Source organism: Gemmatimonadaceae bacterium (assembly GCA_036273715.1).
Taxonomy (GTDB): Bacteria; Gemmatimonadota; Gemmatimonadetes; order Gemmatimonadales; family Gemmatimonadaceae; genus JADGGM01.
The window spans coordinates 20,542-41,353 of record DASUHB010000055.1 but is presented as its reverse complement, the minus strand read 5'-3'; the positions used below and the strand labels follow the sequence as shown (position 1 = coordinate 41,353).

The following is a 20,812-nucleotide window of genomic DNA, read 5'->3' as shown; positions in this document are numbered from 1 at the left end:
CCACGACAAAGGGTTCAAAGGAAAACGAAAAGGATGTAAGGGATGGGGAAGATCGCAGCCATGGACGTCCAAACATCATCGTTCACGTATCTGGGGTAGGTCACGCGCGCGAACAACGCACCCTCCCTCGCGTGGCAGCGATCTTCTCCATCACCTGCATCATTTTTGCTTTCCTTTTGAGCGTTTGTCGTAGATCTCTCCCTGTGGCTTTTCGGTTGGAGACTCGCCACGCGGTCACGGCCCCCGCGCCTCGGAGCTCTCACAGCAGGCCCTAGCAGAACGCCTCGGCACCACGCAGCCAGAGGTTTCTCGCATCGCGAGTCGCACTGATATGTACTTGAGCACCTTGCGTCGCTTCGTCGTAGCGATGGGTGGCCAGCTGGTGATCGTCGCCGAGTTCCCAGATGGCTCTGTGCGGATCAGCCAGTTTGCGGAGCTCGATGGCGCGCTGTGAGCGACAACGCACGCACTACAGATCGCGCTTGCGAAAGATCAAATAGGAAAGACTAACGATTGCCACGATGTACAGCGCTGCCAGCGCGACCACCTCCGTGGTGCTGCTCATGGTCACGTGAGCAGGTCTGGCTGACTCCGCGTGCCCTACCGCCTGAGCAAGCGCGCCGGGATCGTACTGGGCGCGCTTGCCTAACCGCGTGAACGTCCCCCACGGCAGCGATGCGCCCACCGTACGTGCTGCGCCGCCAGCGCCTTGGAGTACGGCTTCCAAGAGCTGGTCGACGACGACGTACAAAAAGAATACCCCGGTGGCCGGCCCCGGACTCTGAATGACCATCCCACAGAAGAACCCGATCGTCGCCATGCCCAGGCACTCGAGCGCCGCGCCACCCATGTGCACCGCATCTATCGGCCGGACGAGTGCGTTCACGTGGTGGCCGCCCATCCCGGGCAGAGCGAACATCACACCAATGGCGACCAGCGCGAGATAGAGCCCGATCCCGACGGCGGGCACGAGGCACAGCTTGGCGGCAAAGAACTCGCCCTTCGTGAGGCCGTCGATCACATTCTGCCGCGCGGTGCGCCACGAGAATTCGCTGGCCACGAGCAGGATGATGAGGATCGCCGCGAAGACGCCCGGCAGGTCGGCGAGGTCCAGAATGTTCGCCCAGGCGTTAGGCAGGCCGGGGGATCCACCGCCGCTGCCGATGACAGAGCGAACATGCATGGCACCGAAGACCAGCAGCAGCAATGCCGCCAGCGCGGCGACCGTCACGGCGAACGCGGGGCGCCGAAACGTCTTGATGCTCTCGGATCGGACCAGGACGGCAAGTCTCATCACACCCTCGATGCGTTAGGCGACGCGTTCACGGCTGCTGCTGCACTGGATCTCCCGACTCGGCTCCAGTCAAATCCATGAACGCGTCCTCGAGCGTCGTCTCGACCGGCACGAGCTTCGACACGTAGCACCCCCGTTCGGCGAGAAAGCGGTTGAGCGATCCAGCGTCGCCGTCGGCGAGGCGCACCACCACGTCGTTCCCGTCGCGCTCCGCGCTGTGCGCGCCGGGATACTGGAGCGCCAAGCGCAGCAGTTGCTCGACATCTCCGTCAGTGCCGATGCAGAGAGCACTGCCGCCCGCGATGAGCTCGCTCACACTCGCCTGCCGGATGATCCGGCCGCGTTTGAGGATGGCGACGTGTGTGCAGCTCCGTTCCACCTCGTTGAGCAGATGGCTCGACAGAAAGATCGTCTTCCCCTCGGACGCGAGCTGCGCGATGAGGTCGCGAATCTCGCGCATGCCTTCGGGATCGAGCCCGTTCATCGGCTCGTCGAGGATGATGAGCTCGGGGTCGCCTAACAGAGTGGCCGCGATCGCCAGCCGCTGCTTCATCCCGAGGGAATACCCGCGAAAGCGATCCGCGCGGCGATCGAAGAGCCCAACGTGATGGAGCGCCGCTTCGATCCGGGCATGACTTGCACCCTTGATGTTCGCCACCAGCCGCAGGTTGTCCCAGCCGCTCAGATACGGATAGAAGTTCGCTGTCTCGAGGGTCGCCCCGATGTTGAGACGCGCGCGCCGCAACCCGCGCGCATCCTGCTCGCCGAGCAGTCGAAACGCGCCGCTGGTCGGCGTGATGATACCGAGGAGCATGCCGATGGTGGTGGTCTTCCCGCTGCCGTTAGGCCCGAGAAACCCGAACACCTGGCCGGAGTCGACCGAGAAGCTCAGGTCGTCCACAGCCAGCGTGGCACCGAAGCGCTTCGTCAGCTGTTGGGTCTCGATGACGCGCATTTAGTGCGTGCGGGGAGGCGAATGGGACTTTCCCTTCTGGACGAGCCTGCCGACTCTGCGCACTACGTTACGGCAGGTCGTCAGGTTCCGTCAGCCCCCTGCTTGCGTGAAGGTCCAGCTGGACCCTCGTCGGCTTGCTCCGTCACCGGTGAGGCGCGACGATCACGGAGCTCGCCGACGAAGTGCCGGCCTGCGCGTTGCCAGGCGTCGTGGGGTCGGCAAGCGATCACGCACCGTCGACCCGTTTCGTGGCCAGCGAGGTCGGCGCGTTGGGGTTTGCGCCCTTGTCGATCCCCACGCCTAACCGTTCGACCAGCTCGCCGCCAAGCCAGCTCGTAACCAGTCCCAGGGCCCCGCCGATGATCACCAGGACGAACGCGGCGACCGTTGGCGAGGCCGGATCGCCGCGACGAAGAAACCAGCTGATGGCGAACAGTACGACGACGACCACGTTGCCCAGGCCGTGCCACATTCCCACGCGGCGCGCACGCGTGCCGGGTGTCACCGACAGCCAATCCGCCAACCCAAACACGGCGGCCAGCAACCCGCCGATCACGCCGGCGCCAATCATCCAGAAGCTCGCGATCGGCAGCGACGGCGCGCCCCAGATGAAGTGGATGATGTCGAAGATGAGCGCGGTCACGAAGAGTCCGAGCGGAAACACGATGAGCATCGGATGGATGTAGTGCCCAACGAGCTTTGGCATTGGTCCCTCCCTGTGAGCGCCGGCGGATGCCTAACAATGGCCCCTCCCCGGCGCGTCCCGCCGGGCGGCGACCCCGGCGGTCCAGTGCATAAGACGCGCCGCCGGCCCGTTTCTCCGCCTGGCCACGGCAGCCCGGCACGCCGCTCGCTGTATGGCTGCCCATCCGCCATCGGACGATGACGACTCCGCTCTGCCACGTCTTGGGCGACGCACGATATGCCTGGAACGGTCCGTCGTTGCTGATCACGACGGCTCGCGGCGAATGCTCTGAACAGGACTTCCTCACTGGTTTCTATTTTCACGAAGCGCGTCATCTGTCGGTGATGCGCCTCGAGGTGAACGGCGCCGCGCCGTGGCTCTGCGCCGATGCTGTCGGGTCGCAACACGAGCTCGATTTCGTGTACGTGTATCCGGAGCTCACGCACTTTGGCGGCGGCGGCACCGATGTCTCCGATGACACGACGTCGCGGGATTCGCACGGCGTGATCCAGCGCGGCATCGACGTTCGCGTGCGCGAGCGCGTGCGGTTCGATGGGCTCGACATCGCGCTCACCCTCGCGAATCGGACGGCGCTGGCGGCCGATCTCGAGATCGCGTGGACGTTCGCTGCCGATTTCGCCGACCTGCAGGAAGCGCTCTCCGGCTCACGCCACCAGGAGGCGCCGGTCGAACGAGAACCGCTCGAGCACGGCGTTCGCCTGCGATACGGCCATCCGCAATTGCCGCTGGCAACGAGGGTCGTCGCGACGGGCGGCCTAACGTGGACCGCATCGCGCGATCGCCTCGTCACGCATGTGCGCTTGGAGCCGCGCACGGCAGTCGAGACGGGACTCGAAATAACGGCGCTCGATGAGACTTCGCCCAACGATGACCAACGCGATGCGCGCCGTACGCGCAGACTCCAGGCGTGGCGCTCCTCGCTCGCGACCATCGAGATACCGTCCAACGGAGTGCTCGAGCGCATCATCCAAAACGCCGTTTCCGATGTGACGTCACTCGCCGTGCTCGAGGGCGCCGAGGATGAGTGGTTGATGCCGCAAGCCGGCTTGCCGTTCTACCCGGCGCTCTTTGGCCGCGATGCGTTAACGGCGGGATGGCAGACCGCCATGCTCGACGCCGGCGCCATGACCGAATCCGCGCTGGCGAAACTCGGCCGTCGCCAGTCCAGTCGCGTCGATGACTGGACCGATGCCCAACCGGGCCGCATCCCGTTCCAGATGCGACGCGGTCCGCTCGCCCGCCTCAACCTGAATCCGTTCGGCGAATACTACGCGGACTTCGCCAGCCCGTTCATGTACATCATCGCGCTCGGCCACGCGTTCGCGTGGTCGGGGAACAGGGCAGTGGTCGCGCGGCACTGGGATACCGCGCGCCGCATTCTCGATTGGGCTCGCGACTACGGCGACATGGACGGCGACGGCTATCTCGAGTATCACACTCGGTCGACCGTCGGCACCAAGAATCAGGGATGGAAGGACAGCGGCAATGCCATCGTATACGAAGACGGCAGGGCGGTGCCGTCGCCGCTCGGCACGTGTGAATTGCAGGGCTACTGGTTCGCGGCGCAGCAATTCATGGCGGTGCTCAGTTGGGTTCAGGGCCAACACGATGACGCGCGCGCGTTGTGGGATTCGTCGCTTGCCCTGAAAGAACGATTCAACCGCGGTTGGTGGATGGAAGACGAGAGCTTCTTCGCGCTCGCGTTCGACGCCAAGAAGCGATTGGCGCGCAGTATCACCTCCAACGTTGGGCATTGCCTCGCGTGCGGCATCATCGATGATGCGTACGTGCCGCGCGTCGTCGAGCGCCTGTTTGCGCCGGACATGTTCAGCGGCTGGGGGATTCGCACGCTCTCGGCGGAGCATCCTTCGTACAGCCCGCTCGCCTACCACCTGGGCAGCGTGTGGCCCGTCGAGAACGCGACGATCGCGTTCGGACTCAGGCGCTACGGCTTCGATGAGCGCGCGGTCTCGTTAGCCGGCGGCCTCTTCGATCTGGGCCAGCTCTACGATTACGGTCGCATCCCGGAGTGCGTGGGCGGCTATGCGCGCACCGAATTCCCGCAGCCTGGGGCCTACCCGCGCGCAAACCCCCTGCAGCTATGGAATCAGACGGCGTATGTGCTGCTCATCCATGTTCTGTTAGGCTTGCAGCCGCTGTCGCCATTGCGAACGCTCGTCGTGGATCCGGTACTTCCATCGTGGCTGCCTGAAATCGTGGTTCGCAATATTCGCGTGGCAGACGCGACGGCGACGATTCGCTTCACTCGCGGCGACGCGGGCCGGGCGCGATCGGAGATCGTCGAGCTCGATGGGACGCTGCGCCTCTTGCATCAACCGCCGATTCAATCGTTGCGTACGACGGCATTCGATCGGCTGGCCGCGATCTTTCGAAGCGTTCTGCATCACTAATTGCGCACCGGACGTTCGAGTTGGCGCACGAACCCGGTGGTATGCGGCCTTTGCGGACGGTATTTTCGGTGGACCGATATGACCTCCGATTCCCGTCCCGCCATCGCCGCGCGAGTTCTCGCTGCCGCGGTTGTTCTCGATCTCGCGCTCCACGTGATGACGGCGCTCATCACGCCCTACGGTTTCCAGCGCGACGAGTTCCTCTACTTCGCGATGGGCGCGCATCTCCATCTCTGGTCGATGGACTTCCCGCCGGCGATGGCAATCCTGTCCCAACTCATGCGCGCGACGACGGGACTGGGGCTGGTGCCGGTGCGCATCCTGCCTGGCCTTGCGTCCGCCGGCCTGGTGGTCTTCGCGGCGTACTTTGCATGCGAGTTTGGCGGGCGCGCGTACGCGCAGGCGCTGGCCGCGCTCACGATCGTGGCGAGTCCGGCGCTGCTGAGAAGCGGGACGCTCTTCCAACCGGTGGTGTTCGACCAACTCGCGTGGGCACTGGTGTTGTTCGCGCTCCTGCGCCTTGCGAGAACGGGTGACGGCCGGTGGTGGCTCGCGTTAGGCGCGGCGGCAGGTCTCGGGCTGCTCGTCAAGTTCAGCATCGCGATCATCGGCGCCGGGGTGCTGGTCGCGGTCCTCGCCTTGCCGGAGCGGCGCTGGCTGGCCACACCGTGGCCGTATGCCGCGGCGGTGCTGGCGTTTGCCCTGGGAAGTCCGAGCATCGCCGGCCAGATGCACACGGGCTGGACGGCGGTGCTCTACGAGCGCGAGCTCTCGGCGCAACAACTCGTGCACGTCACGGTTGCGGGCTTTTTCGTGAGCCAGGTCCAGATGCTCGGCCTGGGGGCGGCGCTCGCGCTGGCGGGCCTGTGGGCATACTGGCGCGAGCCGCAGGTGCGCGTGGTCGCCGTGTCGTGCCTGGTTGCGTTAGGCATCATTCTCTGGTTCCACGGCAAGTCGTACTACCTGCTGCCGGTGTATCCGGCGCTGGTCGGCGGCGGCGCGGCGTGGCTCGAGCGCTACACCGCCACGGGGGCGCGCAGCGGACTCGGAACGACGGCGCGCGCGACCGCGCTCGCCATCGTCGCCGCATACGGGGCACTGGCGCTTCCGTTCGGACTGCCCGTGCTCGCGCCGGAAACGATGGTGCGCTACGCCGAGCACGGGCCAACCGGGGGCGTGACGACGAACACCGATCGCGTCCTGCGCTTGCCGCAGGACTACGCCGACATGCTCCATTGGCGCCGGCGCGTGGCCGCCGTCGCGCACGTGTACGACTCGCTGCCCCCGGCCGAGCGCGCGAACGCGGTCATCGGCGCCACCAACTACGGCGAGGCAGGGGCGATCGACTACTACGGCCCATCGTTAGGCCTGCCTAACGCTCTTTGTGGGTGCGGCACGTATTGGTTCTTCGGGCCCGGCACCAAACCGGGCACGGTCCTCGTCACCATCGGCGTCGCGGAGGCGGCATTGCGCGGGTTCTACGGCGACGTGACCCCGGCCGGCCGCCTGGTCGACACCCTCGCCGTGCCGGAAGAGCAGGACGTCCCGTTGTTCGTGTCCACCGAGCCCAAGACCACGCTGCAAGCGTTGTGGCCCAGACTCGACCCGCGATGCGATTCATGCAGGCGGTAGCTGCGCCGCCACGAAATCCCGGCTTCGCCTTACGGCGCCACGCCGTATGCCGCTGCCGCAATCTCGCCTAACGCTTGCCCCACGCCGCGCGTGATCGCGTCGGGATCCGTCCCCGCCGCAACATTGTTGGCGTAGATGGCGAACGCCAGGTGACGCCCGTCCGCTGTCGTCATGTATCCCGCCAATCCCTTCCCGTCCACCATCATCATGTCGTTGAGCAGATCGTCCCGTTCGTACGTCCCGGTCTTGGCATGCACGTGCCCCGCCGCCGGCGAATTCACTTGAATGTTCCACAACGTGCCGTCGCGGCCCAGCACCGGCAGCGCCGCGTAGTACACGGGGAAATCCTTCCGTGCCGACATGTATGCCAGGAAGTGCACCATGAAGTCGGGCGTGAAGTGAGCCGAGCCCCCGGCGCCGTCGCTCTGCGACGCGCCGGTGAGGTCCAACCCGGCCTGCGTCAGAAACCGGCGCTCCTGGGCGAACCCGGCTTTCGCAGTTCCTTCGTGCGCCACGAGCGCGCCTAACAGAAAAGGTCCCATGCTCGCGTGCAGGTTCTGGCTCACCTTCAGCGTCACCTTCACCTCCTGCGCGAGGGGCGGGGACACGTGCTCGGCGACCACCATCGAATCGGCGTATCCCCGCGCCAGGCTCGCGAGGTCGAGACGGCGACCGGGCGCGATCGCGTTCGCCCGCACCCCCTCCGCGCCTAACGCTTGAGCGAACGACACCTCGGCGAACCGCGTCGGCTCGTCCACGGGCCAACTGAACAGGACGCCCGGTTTGCCGGCCGGTACGGTGCCGGTGACGACCACGATGTGCGAACCGTCGGGGGCGGTGCTGTCCGATGCCCAGTTGATGCTGGGAGCCGAATCCGGGACGCTCGTCGTCGCGCGGTTCACGAACCGCACGTACGGCGTTGCCGGCGAGACGTGCAGCGCGACCGAGTCACCCGGCGTCGTCCCCGGCGCCACGGTGAGGTCCACCACGTTGTCGTTGACGACGATGGGCGATATCACGACGCCCGTGCCGAGCTCGCGATCGCCCTCGGGAAAGAGCGACGCGTCGACGATCACGCTGCCGCGCACGGCGCTGATCCCCTGCTGCCTAACTTGATGCGCGAGCTCGCGCAACACCTGCAGGGGATCGCCGGGTACGGCCCGCGTATCGGGGCTGCCGCCATAGGAGTGATCTTCGTTCTCAAACGCGAGACTGCCATCGGGCTGCACGCGATTCGAGAGATCGGGGTCGCCGCCGGCGACGAGCACGAGATTCCCGTCGAGCGTCCCGTCCCGTTGGACAGGCCCGGTGCGATAGACGCGGGTGTGGAAGCGGTGGTCGGCGCCGAGCAGCTCGAGAACGGTGCCTTCCGTTAGGAGCTTGGTGGTCGAGCCCGGGACGAAGAATTTCTCGGCGTTCAGTTGGTAGATCGGTTGGTGCGTATCGAGCGACATGATCTCGATGCCGAAGAATGCGTGTCGGTATTCAGGGCGGTCGACGATGGAGTCGATTCGCGAAGCGAGCGCATTTTGCGGCGCGAGCGGCGCGGCGGACGTTTGAGCGTGGGCCCGGCTTGGTGCGAGAGCCCCAGTGATGGCGAGGCCGACGCCGCACACGAGGAGCGACGCGAGCTCGTTGCGGGCGGTGCGGAGCGGGTTAGTCATGGAGTGAGCGCCGGTGTGACTGCCCGGGCGTGCACTCGCGGTCGACTTCGGGGAGCTGAGTGACGCCGGGCAGTTTTGTATACTAAGAGGCGCGCCAGTATATGCTATTCACCGCCGGCGGGCAAGCCACACACGTGACGCGGGCGCGCTGGGTCCCGGTACGCCCGGTCATCCTCCGGTGATGCCCGTCGGCGCTGCGACCGCCTAACGCGACCGCCGATTCCGCTCACCTGACACCGGCAGGCGCCTTGACGTCGCTATAGTCATAGCGAGCGCTGCTGTGGTTCTTTTGCCCGGCGCCGAGGTCCATGACACTGTTCGCCTTGAGCACCAGGCCGCGACTCTTCGAGATCCACATGTCGGTGTCGACCGCCGACATCTCCGTCACGACGTGCGTCCGCCAGACCGATGCGGCCTCCCCGTTCACGCTTTCGTCGCGCAGGTGCGTGCACGTGTCCTTCGTCCAATCGTGTTTATCGCGTTCCGCCTTCATCTCGGCCAAACTCACCGGACTCCTGACCCACTTTCCATGGCTGAGGAAGTACATCGTTCCTCCAACGGAGATCGACTCGCCAGTCTTCGGTTTGCCGCCGTTTTCGGCCTCCACGGCGTTTGCGCTGTCGACGAAGTACAGGTGGTAGGGCGTGGCATCCATCTTGAGCGATGCCGCACGCACGGCCGCACAATTGGACGCTTGAGCGCGGATCTGGGGTGACGCGAGCAGCACGGCGCCAGCGAGGAGGAGACAGCGTTGCGTGACTCGAGATGTGCGGTTCATGACGGCGGGCTCCAGCGAGAAGTGAGTCGGCCCGGGCGAGAGGGCCCGGGGTGTCCGCACTCGATTCTGGCCGGCAGCCGTTGCCTCGCCGTTATCCTGCCGTTAGCCATGCCGCGCGAAGGTGATCGAGCGGATGTCTCCGAGTTGGCTAGTCGGGGATTCGGTTGAATTCAATGCCGCGTACGCGGTTCGCACTCGAGATCATGCTGGACGCTGCCGGAGACGAACGTGATCGAAATGGGCAGCGCCGCGACGCGGTACTCGAGCGGGGTTTCGGCTTCGAGCGGGAACGACTGCCCGGCGTACTCGAAGACGAGCCCGGTCTCCTGTGCCGCGATCCCGAACACCTCGCCCGTGGCCAGGCGGCGACCGTCGCGTGGACTTGCCATGACCTGCCCGGTCGCGCAGGTACGGCTACAGGTGCACAGGACGTACTCATGGGCCGGACCAGTCGACGTGTTCGCGAGAGCCTGTTCTCGGATGGACGTACATGTGGCGTACGAGGCGGCGTGAGGCACGATCGATCCACAGCGTTTCCGTCGCGAACGGCTCGACGAACTGGACAATCCACGGCCCCGTCGAATTGTTGCCTAACGCAGGCACGCGAACGGTATCCATCTCCAGATGGCCGCCATCCCAGAACGGCAGTACGACCGTATAACCCGCTCTGAGGGGCAAGGCGCACACCACGGTGTTGTCCATGGTCGAGCTGTAGGCGAAGCCTGGGATTTTGACGTCGATCGGTGTGTCGGCGGCGCCGAAGCTCGACACATGTCCGGTGACCCGCGCGGTGTCGAACGCCACGTCCCACGATTGCCGTCCGTGGGCGTGTTCCCACATCGGGACCAGTGTGCGCACGTTGAACAAAACCGAGTCGACAGCCGTGTCACCACCACTCACCGATGTCATCACCTGCACGGCGAGCCCGTGCGAGCGATCGACCACGTGGCGTGCGACGGTCCAGCTGGTGGTGTCGCGCGTACGCCGCCCATCCGGGACGAGCCTGAAGTGCGTACCAGCTTCCTCGAGGCGACGGACTGCCAGCACCGGCGGACGGGCCGCCTGCGAAGCTTGCGCCGCAATCGCAGGAGCGACGCCTAACCATACTCCCGCCAGGCACGCGACCCGGCAGAACGCAAACAGCCTCGTCAATAGGAGGAAACAGTGGAGACGACGTGTATACTGCACTACGTCCGACCCGCTGCCGGCGCGATCCAATACGCTATGGGAGGAGACATGCAACCTCGCAAAAGGAAGGTCCCGACGAAGCGATCACGCAGCATCGCCAACCGACGCCAGGATCCGCGGTTCGCGCGACTGTGCGACGCGCTTGCCGCGGATGCGCGGTATCGGCAATCAGTGGCCGAGTTCGTGGCGAATGCCGCGTCAGGGTCACCGCGCAAATTCGGGTCGAACGGGTTGCGTGCTAACGGAAAGATCTTCGCAATGTCGGCGCAGGACACACTGGTCGTCAAGTTGCCGAAGCCGCGGGTGGATGAACTCGTGCAGGCCGGACACGGGAAGCGGTTCGACCCCGGTCACGGACGGATCATGAAGGAATGGTTTGTCGTGACGGGCTCGAAGCTGTCGTGGGCCGAGCTGGCGCGTGAAGCACACGATTTCGTGGCGGCAGCAGCTGGCAAGCATGGCGGTTCCTGAATGGACCGGCCGGACGGGCAGAGTGCTGGTGCGCGCACTCACGGGCCGCTCATGCTGCCGTGCGCTGCGCGGAACAGTTCCATGTACTTTGTTCGCTGATCCGGCCGCAACACGGCGATGATTTCCCGCTGCGCGGAGTCGATCGTCGCACGAACACTTGGCGCGAGCGCGCGCCATGCGGAATCGATCACGCGTTGACGCCGCGTGAGAATCTCCGTGATCGAGTCCCGCTGCGGCGCGTCGAGATGGAGATCGCTGCTCAAGCGCTCGACGAACACGTGCGGCTCCATCGGATTGTCCGCGCGAGACGGGCGACCACCGTGGGGGCGGCCGATGGCGTATCCTGCCACGAGGCCCGCCGCGAAAAAGGTGACGAGCAGCAGCCATCCCCGTACGGATGTCGAGATCATCGTTCCTCCGCAGCGCGAGAAGAAGGCGCCCATTCCAATTCGGCGAGCGGGGGTGGTACGGGCGCGCGCGACAATGCTTCGCCGAGCGCTCCGTTAGGCGCGAGCACGAGGCCGAGTTGGGCGGGTGCGTCGGCGCGCCGCGGGCGCCCGGCCAACAGCAGCGCGGCGATGACGACGGCGGCAGCGGCGGCGTACGCAGTCAGCATCCACCCGCGCGGCCGGCTTCCCACCCACGCCGCACCAGACCGCCGCCGCCTAACGGCGCGCATCACGCGCGCCGAAAGCGAGCGCCAGTATTCGGCGTCGTCCCGAATCGACGAGGTATCGAACACGTTGGGCATGATGGCCTCCCTCAGGATGAGCAGCATTCGGTCGATTCGTCTGTGGGCTCGTCGCCGGTCCACCGTTTCGTGCGCGCTCCGAAGAGCGGCTCGAGTGACAGCCGCAGGGCCCGCCGCGCGCGAAAGACGTGCTGTCGCACTGTCGACGGGCTGATCTCGTACATCGCAGCCACATGGTCGATGGCCACGTCCCGCAGCACGACCAGCTCGAAACATGCGCGCTGCATCTCGGGCAGCGCGGCGAGGTGCCGGCGCACCACCGCGAGATCGCTCGCCGCTTCGATTCCCGCATCGCTCGCGTCGCGACTCGCGGCATTGTGAGCCATCCAGCGATCCCACAGTGCTCGGCGCCGCGTTCGGCGGGTGTGCACCTTCAGCGCCAGCCGCCTCACCACGCCGAACAACCAGGGCGCAAACGGACGCCCAGGATCCAGGGTTGCCGCCCGCTCGATGGCGACAAGGAACGCGGACTGCACGACATCCTCCGCATCATCACGGTCGCCGGTGAGCTGGGCGGCGAACAGCGTCGCGCTCCGCAGGTACCGCTCAACGAGCGACCGGCAGGCGGTTTCGTCGCCGGCGGCGATCGCCGCCAGCAGTGTAGCGTCGTCCTGTTCGTCAGCCACTCGGCGCGCGCAGTGTATCGACCGGCGACGCCATGGTTGCGCGCCGGGCCGGAAGGAAGCAGGCCACGGTGGCCGCGGCGAGCATGAGGGCCGCGACACCCGCGAAGGTCGCGGCGTCGAATGGCTGCACGCCGACCAGCATCCGACGCAATAACCCCGTCGCGGCCGCGCCGCCGGTCAGGCCTAACGCTACCCCGGCGGCGGCCGGCCCGAGGCCATCCCGCATCACGAGCCGGATGACGTCGCCCGCTTGTGCGCCTAACGCAAGCCGGACGCCGAGCTCCCGGCGGCGTTCCGCGACCCCCTGGCCGACGACCGCGTAGGTGCCGACCAAGCCTAACAGCAGCGCGCAGGCGGCGAACGCGGCGAAGAGGGAGAGCGTGAATCGGCGAAATCGCACCGACGCGTCGGCCAGCTCGTCGAGCGTCTCGATGCCGGCCAGCGGCAGGGCGGGATTCAACTGCGCAACCGTCCGCTTGAACGCGCCCAACACCGAGCGCGGGTCCTGGCTCGCGGTTCGCAGCACGACCGCCATGGCGCCGGTCGGCGCCTGTGCGAGCGGCATGTAGATGATCGGTTCGCCGGGCCTGTCGAGTGCCGTCTGCTTGCTGTCCGCGACCACGCCTACCACCTCCCGCTCGAGCGGCTTGCTGTAGAATGCGAATCGAATGCGGCGGCCAATCGGATCCGCACCGGGCCAGTATCGGCGGGCCATGGCATCATTGATGATCACCACCGGTGCGCTCGCCGAGTCGTCCCGGGACGAGAACGTTCGTCCACGATGCACCGGAATGCGGAGCGTTTGCAATGTGCCGGGCGTGATGGCCGTCATGTGCGCCGATGGCTCGCTGCCCACGGGAACCGGCTGGCCATCGATGGTGAACGTTCCCCGGTCCGCGCCAATGGCGATGTCTAACGGCAGCGACGAGGTCGCGCCTGCGGCCACCACACCCGGAATCGTACCGGCGCGCGCGACGAGCTGCGACATGAAGTTCACCTGCGAGGCCGGCGTCGGCTCCCACTGGTAGATGAATACGGTGGCAGCGAGCACGTGGTCCGACTCGTAGCCACGGTCGGCGTGAACGACAGACACGAAGCTTCGCATGAGCAGACCGGATCCGACTAACAGAATCACGGCGAACGTGATCTCGGCGACCACGAGCAACTGGCGCGGTCTGCGGCGCGACGCGCTGCCGGCCGATCGGTCGCCCGAGCGCAGCTCGGTTACCGCATTCGGTTGGGCGCCGCGCAGCGCCGGCAGCAGGCCGAACACGACGGTGGCCAGGGCGACCACGGCGAGTGTGAAGGCGAGCGCACGCGCGTCCATTCGCATGTCGGCCACGCGGGGGACGGACACCGGACTCACGCGGCGAATGATGGCGACACTCCACGCGGCCACACCGGCTCCGAGGGCACCGCCTCCAAGCGCGACGAGCACGTGCTCGATGAGCATCTCGCTTGCCAGGCGACCCCGCGATGCGCCGAGCGCGCTTCGGATCGCGAGCTCCTTACTGCGGCGCGCCGTACGCGTGAGGACGAGGCTTGCGACGTTGACGCAGGCGATGAGCAGCACCAACGACACCGCTCCCAAGAGCAGCAGTACGGCGCGCCGCGCATCGCCGACGATGGCCTGATCGAGCCGCTCGACCGTGACGCCGGTGTTTGCGTTAGTCGCCGCATATTCCCGGGAGAGCTCGGCGGCGATGCGCGACGCATCGGCGCGCGCCGCATCGAGCGATGCGCCGGGTTTGAGCCGGCCCACGACGTGGATCCAGGCTGTGTTGCGGATCTGTTTCTCCGACGAACTGAACATCGTTGGCGCATAGACCTCCATCTTCGCGCTCTCGAGGTAATCGAAGTTCCGCGGCAGCACGCCGACCACTGTTGCCGAGCCGCTGCCGATGCGCAACTGCTTGCCGATGATGTCGGGATCGCCGCCGAAGCGGTTTTGCCAGGAGGCGTACGTTAGGACGAGGGCGTGGGGCGGCCCCGGCGCGAAATCGCCGGCCACGAAGAGGCGCCCGAGTGCCGGTCGCGCGTCGAGGACGGAGAAGAAGTCTCGCGTGACGTTCCAGTCATAGATTTGCTCGACGCCATCAGGACCGGTGTACCTGAGCGCGAACGGCTCGGCGGCGGCCATTGCCGCGAACGACGTCGTCCGCGCTTGCCAGTCGGTGAAGTTGGCGGGAGCAACATCGTCGTGGTCGTTGCCGCTCTTGCGGTTGTTCTGGAACAGCGCGACCACGCGGTCCGGCTGTGAGAACGGCAAGGGCTTGAGGAGCACGCCATCGACGACGCTGAAGATGGCCGTGGTCGGGCCGATTCCGATGGCGAGCGTGGCCAGGGCGGCAATGCTGAATCCTGGAGATGCGCGTAAGGCGCTCAGGGCTGCGCGCAGGGCATCGACCCAGCGCGCCGCGCGGCGGCGGAGCAGGGGCGCAACTAACGCTCGGCGAGGCTCGGGCACGTGACAGTTCCGGGTTGGGTTTGGCGGCTCGTTCGGCGGATGGCGCCTGGCCGCACCCTCTATTCCCGGGAGCGGCCTCCCGCGTTTACCTCACGTGGTCGACTCGGACTAAACCAGCACGCCGAGCCATGGTCTGACGTCGCACGACGCCCATGTCGCGCCCTGACGGCCTCTGCTATATTCGGACGTCTGTTCGCACAGTGCGGAACGCCTAACCGAGTCGTTGTTCACCGGATCAGGACGAGGAGGTGGCTGCATGAGGTGCTCTGGTCACGTCGTGCGCACGCGTGTGCTGTGCGCCCTGTGCTCTGCGCTGCTCTGCGCGGTGTCGCTCAATGCGCAGATCCGGAACCCGTGCAACGTCATCACCAAGGCGGAAGCCGAGGCAATCGTCGGCGGTCAGCTGATCGGCCCTTCGCGGAGTCCGCAGGGGACGCTCTGCAAGTATTACGAGCAGGGCTACGGTGAGACGCCGTCGGCGATACGGCTCGTCACCATTGGCGTGTGGGTCGACCAGCCCGATCCCGAAGCCGTCAACACGCGCCGGCTCGCGGTGATGAGAGACAGCTCGCTCCTGCCGCTCACGATCAGAGAGTTGGGCGGACCGGGCGATGCCGCCATCTGGGTGTGGGCCGGCAATCGGTTAGGCGCGCTCTACGCGTTTCGCGGGGGCACCACCGAAGTCGCGGTCAAGATCAGCGGGGCGAAACAGGACGCGGCGCTCGCCGCGGCGAAGCGGTTCGCGATTCGCGCACTCGGCGGCGCAGGCAAGACCAACTTCGCCTACGCCTGGAAGCAGATGCCGATCACCTTCAAGGAGTACTACGCGCCGCGCATCCTGAGCTCGCTCTATCTCGGCACCTTCAGTCAGCTCGCGGACGATCCGCTCACGCGCAGCTACGTGCTGTCGCTGGGGCAGTCGTTCAATTCAATCTGCCCGAGCGTGCCCGATCCGCTCGCACTCCTCGAGTTCGGATACTACAACGAATACAACGGCCAGAAAGACATGTTCAAATCGGCGTTCGCCGGTGACGCGCCGAAGATGTTTCACGATGTCGTCAATCTGTTCAAGCGCACGCGGCCCCACATGATGGAAATCGCGCACGAGGATGCCAAGACATTCGTGATCTTTCAGCAGGATGAGATACCGGACGACTTCGAAATCGATCCGAATGACTGCATGAGCCCGCAGATGAAGCACCTGTACGACAACATCGCGCTGCTTGCGGAGCAGCGGCGCAAACTGCCGCCGGATGTCGAGGATGACGCCGGTTTCTATGCGCAGCTGAGGGCCGATGCACAGAAGCAGATCGGATTCGATCCGCGCGCGCCGAGAGCGATCACACCGCCCCGGGCGATGAAGAAGGGATGCAGCGAGCACACGGCGGGTGCGGCCGCCTCCGGCGAAGCGACAGCGATGGAGATTTATTGCCGGTGTCTGGTGGACGCGGCCGTCATGGCTCGACTGCCGGACGATGCCATGCGCGCTCTCGGATCTGCGTTCGACGATCGAATGCTAACGGAGACGGGGAACCGATATCCGTCGTTCGCGGCGGAGAAGAAGTCCTGCTACCACTGACCGCGAAGGCGTTCACCTCGCGCATGGCTCAATCCACCGTCAGCCCGTTGAGATAGTCATCCAATTCCTTACGCAACGAGTCCCGCTTCGCCGTGAGCGCATCCCGCTCCTTCTGCAGGCCCTCGATGGATGTCTCCTGCTCGTTGAGCTTCTCGAGCAGCCGACTGTAATACTGGGTCGACTGCGCCACCGTCTTCATGTTCTCGCGAATCCTGTTCTGCTCGGCGGTGATCTCGCCCACCCGCTGGGTGTGCGCGTTGATGTCGGCCTCGACAGCGGCGATGGATTGCTCGAGCTGAATCGCCTTGGCGAGCGCGGCGCGCACGTCTGCCGGCATGTCGCCGGCTCCGGTCCCCGTGCGGCTGTAGAATAGCAGTTGGTCCAGGCCCGTCGACGCGAGCATGACCGTTTCGTTAGTCACGACCTCTTCGTTCACCGTGAGAACGGTCACCTTGTTGGCGACGGCGGTCCCCTTGAAGCGGTACAGGTCCGGCGTCGTCTCGAACGGCTTCGGCGTGTCGACGAGCTTCCAGCCGGAGCGGATCGGCCGCTCGATGATGAGGGTCTTGTCCTTGTTGGTCTTGTTGTCGGCCGCGTACTCCTGCGACGCGACGAGCTTGCGGCTCAGGGTGAGCACGCCCTTGTCGATCTTCGCCGTTAGGAGTGTGGTGTTCTGCGTGTTCTTCGTGTCGTCGACCACCATGTCGAGGTCGATGCCGTAGCTCAGCAGCCGTTCCTGGCCCGGCGGCACGTTGTCGATGCGCGCATCGCCGGCGTAGACGCCCTTGTCGAGCACCGTGACCGGACCTTGCAGCAGGTGCTTGCCCGTGGTGTTCTTGAGCAGCACGCCGTTCAAGGGATTCGACCGCAGCACGGACGCGTTGTAGATCGAGACGGGCTCGGCCTCGATGCTGTCGGTGATGATCGGGAGCATGGCGGATTTCTGTCGTGCGAGCGTGACATCCGGCACCGTGTACTGGAACAGTGCGCCGAGCCGCGCGGCCGACGCGACTGCCGCGACCGATGCGGCGGCGTCGATGGGCGTGTCGCGCGAGCCACCGCTGGCCGGGGTGACCACGAGCTCGCTGAGCGCCAGCTTCGACGGCCGACCGTATTGGTCGTAGCCGATCCGGCGCTGGAGCCCGGCACCTCCGGCAGCGCCCCCCATTTGCACGCGAGCGCTGTCGGTCGCGGTCGCGCCCTCGTACAGCTGCGGGCGCAACCCGGTGTACATCTCCGGAACCACGTTAGGCCGACTTGCGTACAGCGGCTGATAGAGATCCATCGTGAACGAGATCGGCCGGCCGCTCACGAGCGAGAGCGCGACGTGGTTCCAGTCGCTCTCCGTCTGATTCTCGACGATGGCCCATCCTTGCAGCTTGCCTAACTTTCCGTGGTCGTCGAGGAGCAAGCGGTAGCTGGTCTTCCAGACCGGCGTTTCGACCACATACCCGATGCGAACGCGCCGCTCGCCCGTGCCGGTGAAGTTGATCGTCACGGGCTTCTGGTCTTGATCGCGCGCCTGCACCAAGGCGCCGAGCGCACGCGTCAGCTCCTCCTCGAGTTGCAGATCGTCCAACGTCAGGTTGGTGATCGAGGGCAGCTCGACCGCGTGAATCGTGGCGCCGGTTAGGAGATTGAGCACTGGCACCTCGAAGGAATCGCTCTTGTCCCCACCCTTGACGCGTGTCTCGACGCCGAGGATCGTGCCGGAGAGCGTTTCGGCCTGCCGTTGGATGGTGACGCGCGCGCCGCGCAGCTGATTGAGCAGGTCGGCGAGGCTCGGATTCTGTGTGATGTCGACCTGAAAGCTCTTGAGCGTCTTGGCTAACGGATCCTGCGATGGATACGTGATCGCGCCCACGCGCCCGCCGTCCTCGTCCTGGAGCACGAGCGACTTGAGGATGTCGTTGATCTGGCTCGTCTTGAAGCGAAGCTCGGTCGCGCTGGTGCCGTGCACCGTGCCGGCATGCTCGAAATAGCCGACGCCGGACGAGAAGAGCACGACTTTCGTCACGGGCACCTGCGCCGTGGTCGTGGCGGGTGCGGCGTGGCTGGTTTGCGCAGCGGCGACCCGGCTCGAGACGAGTGCGAGCAGGAGGATCGCGATCAGACGGGTCTTCATAGGGTCTCCAAATCGGTGCCAGTGAGGCGGCTCCCAAGTGGCGGTCGGCGCCACGTGCTGTGCATCAGAGACGACTGTCGAACGTCAAGTTGCACATTCAGCGACGACGTCCAGGAGCCCTGAACACCGGCAATCAGGACTTGGAGCCGCGAACACAGCCCGGTTCGGGCTCGTGAGTTGCCAACGCGGGGCTCTGGGCCAGACGGCGATGCGCTGTGCGGAGCAGCTGCAGCAAATCACTCATGGTCGTTTGACAGGGGCTAGCGCGACGAGGTTGAGCTAGGGATGCTGGACACCGCGAACGTCAGGAGGGTTTGACCGGACTGTGAATTCTCATCTTTCCAATGGGTCGCGAACAGCGGTCAATCGGGACCTGGAGCGGCGTTCCCTAGTCGGGGAGCCGGTCGAATTCGATGCCGCGCATGCGACTCGCACTCAAGGTCATCCCGGTTACGCGCCCGGACGCATCGCGCACAAACTGGAGCGTTCCACTTCCCGCCGTGAACGTTCCCTGCATCGCCGGCACAAGCTTGCCGGAAATGTCCATCAGCTCAGAGGATGTCGTGCCTAACGTAAGTGCGCCGTGATCGAACGTGATGGGCCAGGTGACTCCGAGCTCCGGGCTGTAGTACCGACCCGCGTAACTCGCGAGCTCGGCCGCATCCGGTGTGGCGGGAACAAATCGTTGGGCCTCGAGGCTGTCGCTCGGTCCAGTGCGCAGCCAGAGCGCGGTCGCGGCGTTGCCGCTGTCGGCGACGAACGTGATGGAAATCGGGAACGCGGCGACGCGGTACTCGAGCGGGCCCTGCCGGTGCAGCCGGAACGACTGACCGGCGAACTCGACAACCATGCCACTGTCATGGGTCACGATCCGGTACACTTCGCCGGTGGCTGACGCGAAATAGCCGCCGGCCAGCGTCACCGATGGGTTCCCGCCACTCTGCGTTGCTCGAGGGCGTACGGCGACCGTTGCGTTAGGCTTTGACGACGAGAACGCTTTCGCCAGCACGACGTCGGCGACGCGATCGCCCAACGGCTCCGGCGAGATGCCGTCGGAGTTGCAGAGCACGATGACCGACGTGTGCTGCGCCGGGAACCGCGCGTATGCGGCGTGATAGCCGATCCAATCGCCGCCATGCTGCACGCGGCGAAGTCCGCGATACGTGTCGAGGAACAATCCGCGGCCGTAGCCGATCGAATCGCCGTTCGACAACGTCCCGCGCTGCTGGAGCTCGTCCACCATGGTCTGGCCGCCGAGGCGCGGATGATAGAAGTTCTCGTCCCACTTGAGTGCGTCGTCCACCGACAGTTGGACCGAGCCGTCTCCCGTCTGCTCCCAGTTGGACATACTGATCCGGAATCCGCCGCCGGTCGGGGCTGGCGCGTAGCCTAACGCGCGGTTCGGGATCAGCATGTCGAAGTGGTTGCGATACACGGTGTGCGTCATGCCGAGCGGCAGAAAAATGTGCGTGCGCGCGAAGTCGGAGAGGGACATGCCGCTGACGCGCTGCACGATTACCGAGAGCAGGAAGTATCCGGTGTTGGAGTACGAGAATCGTGTTCCGCTGGGGAAATTGAGGTGGCGTTGGTGCACGATCAGGTGGAGCGCCTGGGAATCGGTGGTGACTTCCTCCAGGCTGTGGCCGGCGAGCACGAGCAACCCGGCGTAGTCACGCAGTCCGCTGGTGTGCCGCATCAGGTTGTCGATAGTGAGCGGCGCGCCGTAGTCCGGGAGCTCGGGGATGTATTTACGGACTTCGTCGTCGAAACGCAGTTTGTGCTCTTCCGCCAGCAGCGCGACGCTGGCGGCGGCGAACTGCTTTGACGTGGAGCCGATATCGAACAGCGTGGCAGGCGTGATGGGTACGCGGCGCTCGAGGTCGGCCCAACCGTAGCCGCGCGCGTACGCCATGCGCCCATCGCGGAAGACGCCGAGCGCGCAGCCCGGGACGGCCGGCTTGTCGTATGGCTTGAAGATCGCGTCGATTGCCCTGCGTTGGGCTTGGTCCAACACCGGCGCGGGGCTCGCGGTGCGCATCGCCCCGGTTCGCGGGGATTGAGCGCCCGCGCCGCCTGCGGCGCCTAACAGAATGAGCGCGACGAGGAACGATCTGGGCACGCGGGTAACATGCGGCAGCGGATCGGCTCCGTCCAGAGAAATCCAG

The 20,812-nt window shown here is 65.8% G+C and carries 18 protein-coding genes; 5 read left to right on the top strand and 13 right to left on the bottom strand.

What is annotated here, in order from left to right:
• The first annotated feature begins 193 nt into the window (after positions 1-193).
• Complete coding sequence (locus tag VFW04_12235; GenBank protein HEX5180093.1) at positions 194-454, top strand: XRE family transcriptional regulator; 261 nt, start codon at positions 194-196, stop codon at positions 452-454.
• 15 nt (positions 455-469) lie between these two features.
• Here VFW04_12235 and VFW04_12230 read toward each other — a convergent pair whose 3' ends face one another.
• The 3 genes from VFW04_12230 to VFW04_12220 form a co-directional block, all read right to left on the bottom strand.
• Positions 470-1,294: a hypothetical protein gene (locus tag VFW04_12230; protein HEX5180092.1), complete on the bottom strand. Its 825-nt coding sequence runs from the start codon at positions 1,292-1,294 to the stop codon at positions 470-472.
• A gap of 28 nt (positions 1,295-1,322) precedes the next feature.
• Positions 1,323-2,249 (bottom strand): ABC transporter ATP-binding protein, encoded by a 927-nt coding sequence (locus tag VFW04_12225; protein ID HEX5180091.1) that lies wholly within the window; start codon positions 2,247-2,249, stop codon positions 1,323-1,325.
• A 226-nt stretch (positions 2,250-2,475) separates the two neighbouring features.
• On the bottom strand, positions 2,476-2,955 hold the full coding sequence (locus VFW04_12220; GenBank protein HEX5180090.1) for a DUF2231 domain-containing protein: 480 nt from the start codon (positions 2,953-2,955) through the stop codon (positions 2,476-2,478).
• A gap of 176 nt (positions 2,956-3,131) precedes the next feature.
• Here VFW04_12220 and VFW04_12215 point away from each other — a divergent pair, with 176 nt between their 5' ends.
• Together VFW04_12215 and VFW04_12210 are read left to right on the top strand one after the other, a co-directional pair.
• Entirely contained in the window at positions 3,132-5,366 is a 2,235-nt protein-coding gene (locus VFW04_12215; protein ID HEX5180089.1) for a glycogen debranching N-terminal domain-containing protein, read from the top strand.
• Positions 5,367-5,444: 78 nt separating this feature from the next.
• Positions 5,445-6,998 carry a glycosyltransferase family 39 protein gene (locus VFW04_12210; GenBank protein ID HEX5180088.1) on the top strand — a complete coding sequence of 518 codons (1,554 nt, stop codon included), beginning with the start codon at positions 5,445-5,447 and terminating at the stop codon, positions 6,996-6,998.
• A 29-nt stretch (positions 6,999-7,027) separates the two neighbouring features.
• Here VFW04_12210 and dacB read toward each other — a convergent pair whose 3' ends face one another.
• The 4 genes from dacB to VFW04_12190 all read right to left on the bottom strand — a co-directional run bounded on the left by dacB (position 7,028) and on the right by VFW04_12190 (position 10,487).
• Entirely contained in the window at positions 7,028-8,662 is a 1,635-nt protein-coding gene (gene dacB, locus VFW04_12205) for a D-alanyl-D-alanine carboxypeptidase/D-alanyl-D-alanine-endopeptidase (GenBank protein ID HEX5180087.1), read from the bottom strand.
• A 226-nt stretch (positions 8,663-8,888) separates the two neighbouring features.
• Complete coding sequence (locus VFW04_12200) at positions 8,889-9,440, bottom strand: hypothetical protein (protein ID HEX5180086.1); 552 nt, start codon at positions 9,438-9,440, stop codon at positions 8,889-8,891.
• Between the two features lie 170 nt (positions 9,441-9,610).
• Positions 9,611-9,829: a hypothetical protein gene (locus tag VFW04_12195; GenBank protein ID HEX5180085.1), complete on the bottom strand. Its 219-nt coding sequence runs from the start codon at positions 9,827-9,829 to the stop codon at positions 9,611-9,613.
• A gap of 46 nt (positions 9,830-9,875) precedes the next feature.
• A complete protein-coding gene (locus tag VFW04_12190; protein HEX5180084.1) occupies positions 9,876-10,487 on the bottom strand; it encodes a hypothetical protein in 612 nt (203 codons plus the stop codon).
• A 189-nt stretch (positions 10,488-10,676) separates the two neighbouring features.
• Here VFW04_12190 and VFW04_12185 point away from each other — a divergent pair, with 189 nt between their 5' ends.
• Positions 10,677-11,099: a hypothetical protein gene (locus VFW04_12185; GenBank protein HEX5180083.1), complete on the top strand. Its 423-nt coding sequence runs from the start codon at positions 10,677-10,679 to the stop codon at positions 11,097-11,099.
• A 38-nt stretch (positions 11,100-11,137) separates the two neighbouring features.
• Here the strand turns inward: VFW04_12185 and VFW04_12180 are convergent, their stop codons facing one another.
• Genes VFW04_12180 through VFW04_12165 form a run of 4 tightly spaced genes read right to left on the bottom strand, consistent with a single transcriptional unit; the run spans position 11,138 to position 14,943 of the window.
• A complete protein-coding gene (locus tag VFW04_12180; GenBank protein ID HEX5180082.1) occupies positions 11,138-11,509 on the bottom strand; it encodes a hypothetical protein in 372 nt (123 codons plus the stop codon).
• Positions 11,506-11,850 carry a hypothetical protein gene (locus tag VFW04_12175; GenBank protein ID HEX5180081.1) on the bottom strand — a complete coding sequence of 115 codons (345 nt, stop codon included), beginning with the start codon at positions 11,848-11,850 and terminating at the stop codon, positions 11,506-11,508. The genes VFW04_12180 and VFW04_12175 overlap by 4 nt, the downstream gene beginning before the upstream one ends.
• An 11-nt stretch (positions 11,851-11,861) precedes the next feature.
• Positions 11,862-12,476: an RNA polymerase sigma factor gene (locus VFW04_12170; protein HEX5180080.1), complete on the bottom strand. Its 615-nt coding sequence runs from the start codon at positions 12,474-12,476 to the stop codon at positions 11,862-11,864.
• Positions 12,469-14,943, bottom strand: coding sequence for an ABC transporter permease (locus tag VFW04_12165; protein ID HEX5180079.1), 2,475 nt, complete (start codon positions 14,941-14,943; stop codon positions 12,469-12,471). Before VFW04_12165 ends, VFW04_12170 begins: the two co-directional genes overlap by 8 nt.
• A gap of 256 nt (positions 14,944-15,199) precedes the next feature.
• Between VFW04_12165 and VFW04_12160 the strand changes: the two genes are divergently transcribed.
• On the top strand, positions 15,200-16,522 hold the full coding sequence (locus VFW04_12160; GenBank protein HEX5180078.1) for a hypothetical protein: 1,323 nt from the start codon (positions 15,200-15,202) through the stop codon (positions 16,520-16,522).
• A 28-nt stretch (positions 16,523-16,550) separates the two neighbouring features.
• Here the strand turns inward: VFW04_12160 and VFW04_12155 are convergent, their stop codons facing one another.
• Both VFW04_12155 and VFW04_12150 read right to left on the bottom strand, forming a co-directional pair.
• Positions 16,551-18,647 carry a hypothetical protein gene (locus tag VFW04_12155; protein HEX5180077.1) on the bottom strand — a complete coding sequence of 699 codons (2,097 nt, stop codon included), beginning with the start codon at positions 18,645-18,647 and terminating at the stop codon, positions 16,551-16,553.
• 388 nt (positions 18,648-19,035) lie between these two features.
• A complete protein-coding gene (locus VFW04_12150; GenBank protein ID HEX5180076.1) occupies positions 19,036-20,766 on the bottom strand; it encodes a serine hydrolase in 1,731 nt (576 codons plus the stop codon).
• Positions 20,767-20,812: the final 46 nt, after the last annotated feature.

What these genes read in the sequence shown, in the direction of transcription:
- VFW04_12230 (HEX5180092.1), bottom strand. Translation starts at nt 1,294, where the DNA reads ATGAGACTTGCCGTCCTGGTCCGATCCGAGAGCATCAAGACGTTTCGG.
- VFW04_12225 (HEX5180091.1), bottom strand. Translation starts at nt 2,249, where the DNA reads ATGCGCGTCATCGAGACCCAACAGCTGACGAAGCGCTTCGGTGCCACG.
- VFW04_12220 (HEX5180090.1), bottom strand. Translation starts at nt 2,955, where the DNA reads ATGCCAAAGCTCGTTGGGCACTACATCCATCCGATGCTCATCGTGTTT.
- VFW04_12215 (HEX5180089.1), top strand. Translation starts at nt 3,132, where the DNA reads ATGACGACTCCGCTCTGCCACGTCTTGGGCGACGCACGATATGCCTGG.
- VFW04_12210 (HEX5180088.1), top strand. Translation starts at nt 5,445, where the DNA reads ATGACCTCCGATTCCCGTCCCGCCATCGCCGCGCGAGTTCTCGCTGCC.
- dacB (HEX5180087.1), bottom strand. Translation starts at nt 8,662, where the DNA reads ATGACTAACCCGCTCCGCACCGCCCGCAACGAGCTCGCGTCGCTCCTC.
- VFW04_12200 (HEX5180086.1), bottom strand. Translation starts at nt 9,440, where the DNA reads ATGAACCGCACATCTCGAGTCACGCAACGCTGTCTCCTCCTCGCTGGC.
- VFW04_12195 (HEX5180085.1), bottom strand. Translation starts at nt 9,829, where the DNA reads ATGGCAAGTCCACGCGACGGTCGCCGCCTGGCCACGGGCGAGGTGTTC.
- VFW04_12185 (HEX5180083.1), top strand. Translation starts at nt 10,677, where the DNA reads ATGCAACCTCGCAAAAGGAAGGTCCCGACGAAGCGATCACGCAGCATC.
- VFW04_12180 (HEX5180082.1), bottom strand. Translation starts at nt 11,509, where the DNA reads ATGATCTCGACATCCGTACGGGGATGGCTGCTGCTCGTCACCTTTTTC.
- VFW04_12175 (HEX5180081.1), bottom strand. Translation starts at nt 11,850, where the DNA reads ATGCCCAACGTGTTCGATACCTCGTCGATTCGGGACGACGCCGAATAC.
- VFW04_12160 (HEX5180078.1), top strand. Translation starts at nt 15,200, where the DNA reads ATGAGGTGCTCTGGTCACGTCGTGCGCACGCGTGTGCTGTGCGCCCTG.
- VFW04_12155 (HEX5180077.1), bottom strand. Translation starts at nt 18,647, where the DNA reads ATGAAGACCCGTCTGATCGCGATCCTCCTGCTCGCACTCGTCTCGAGC.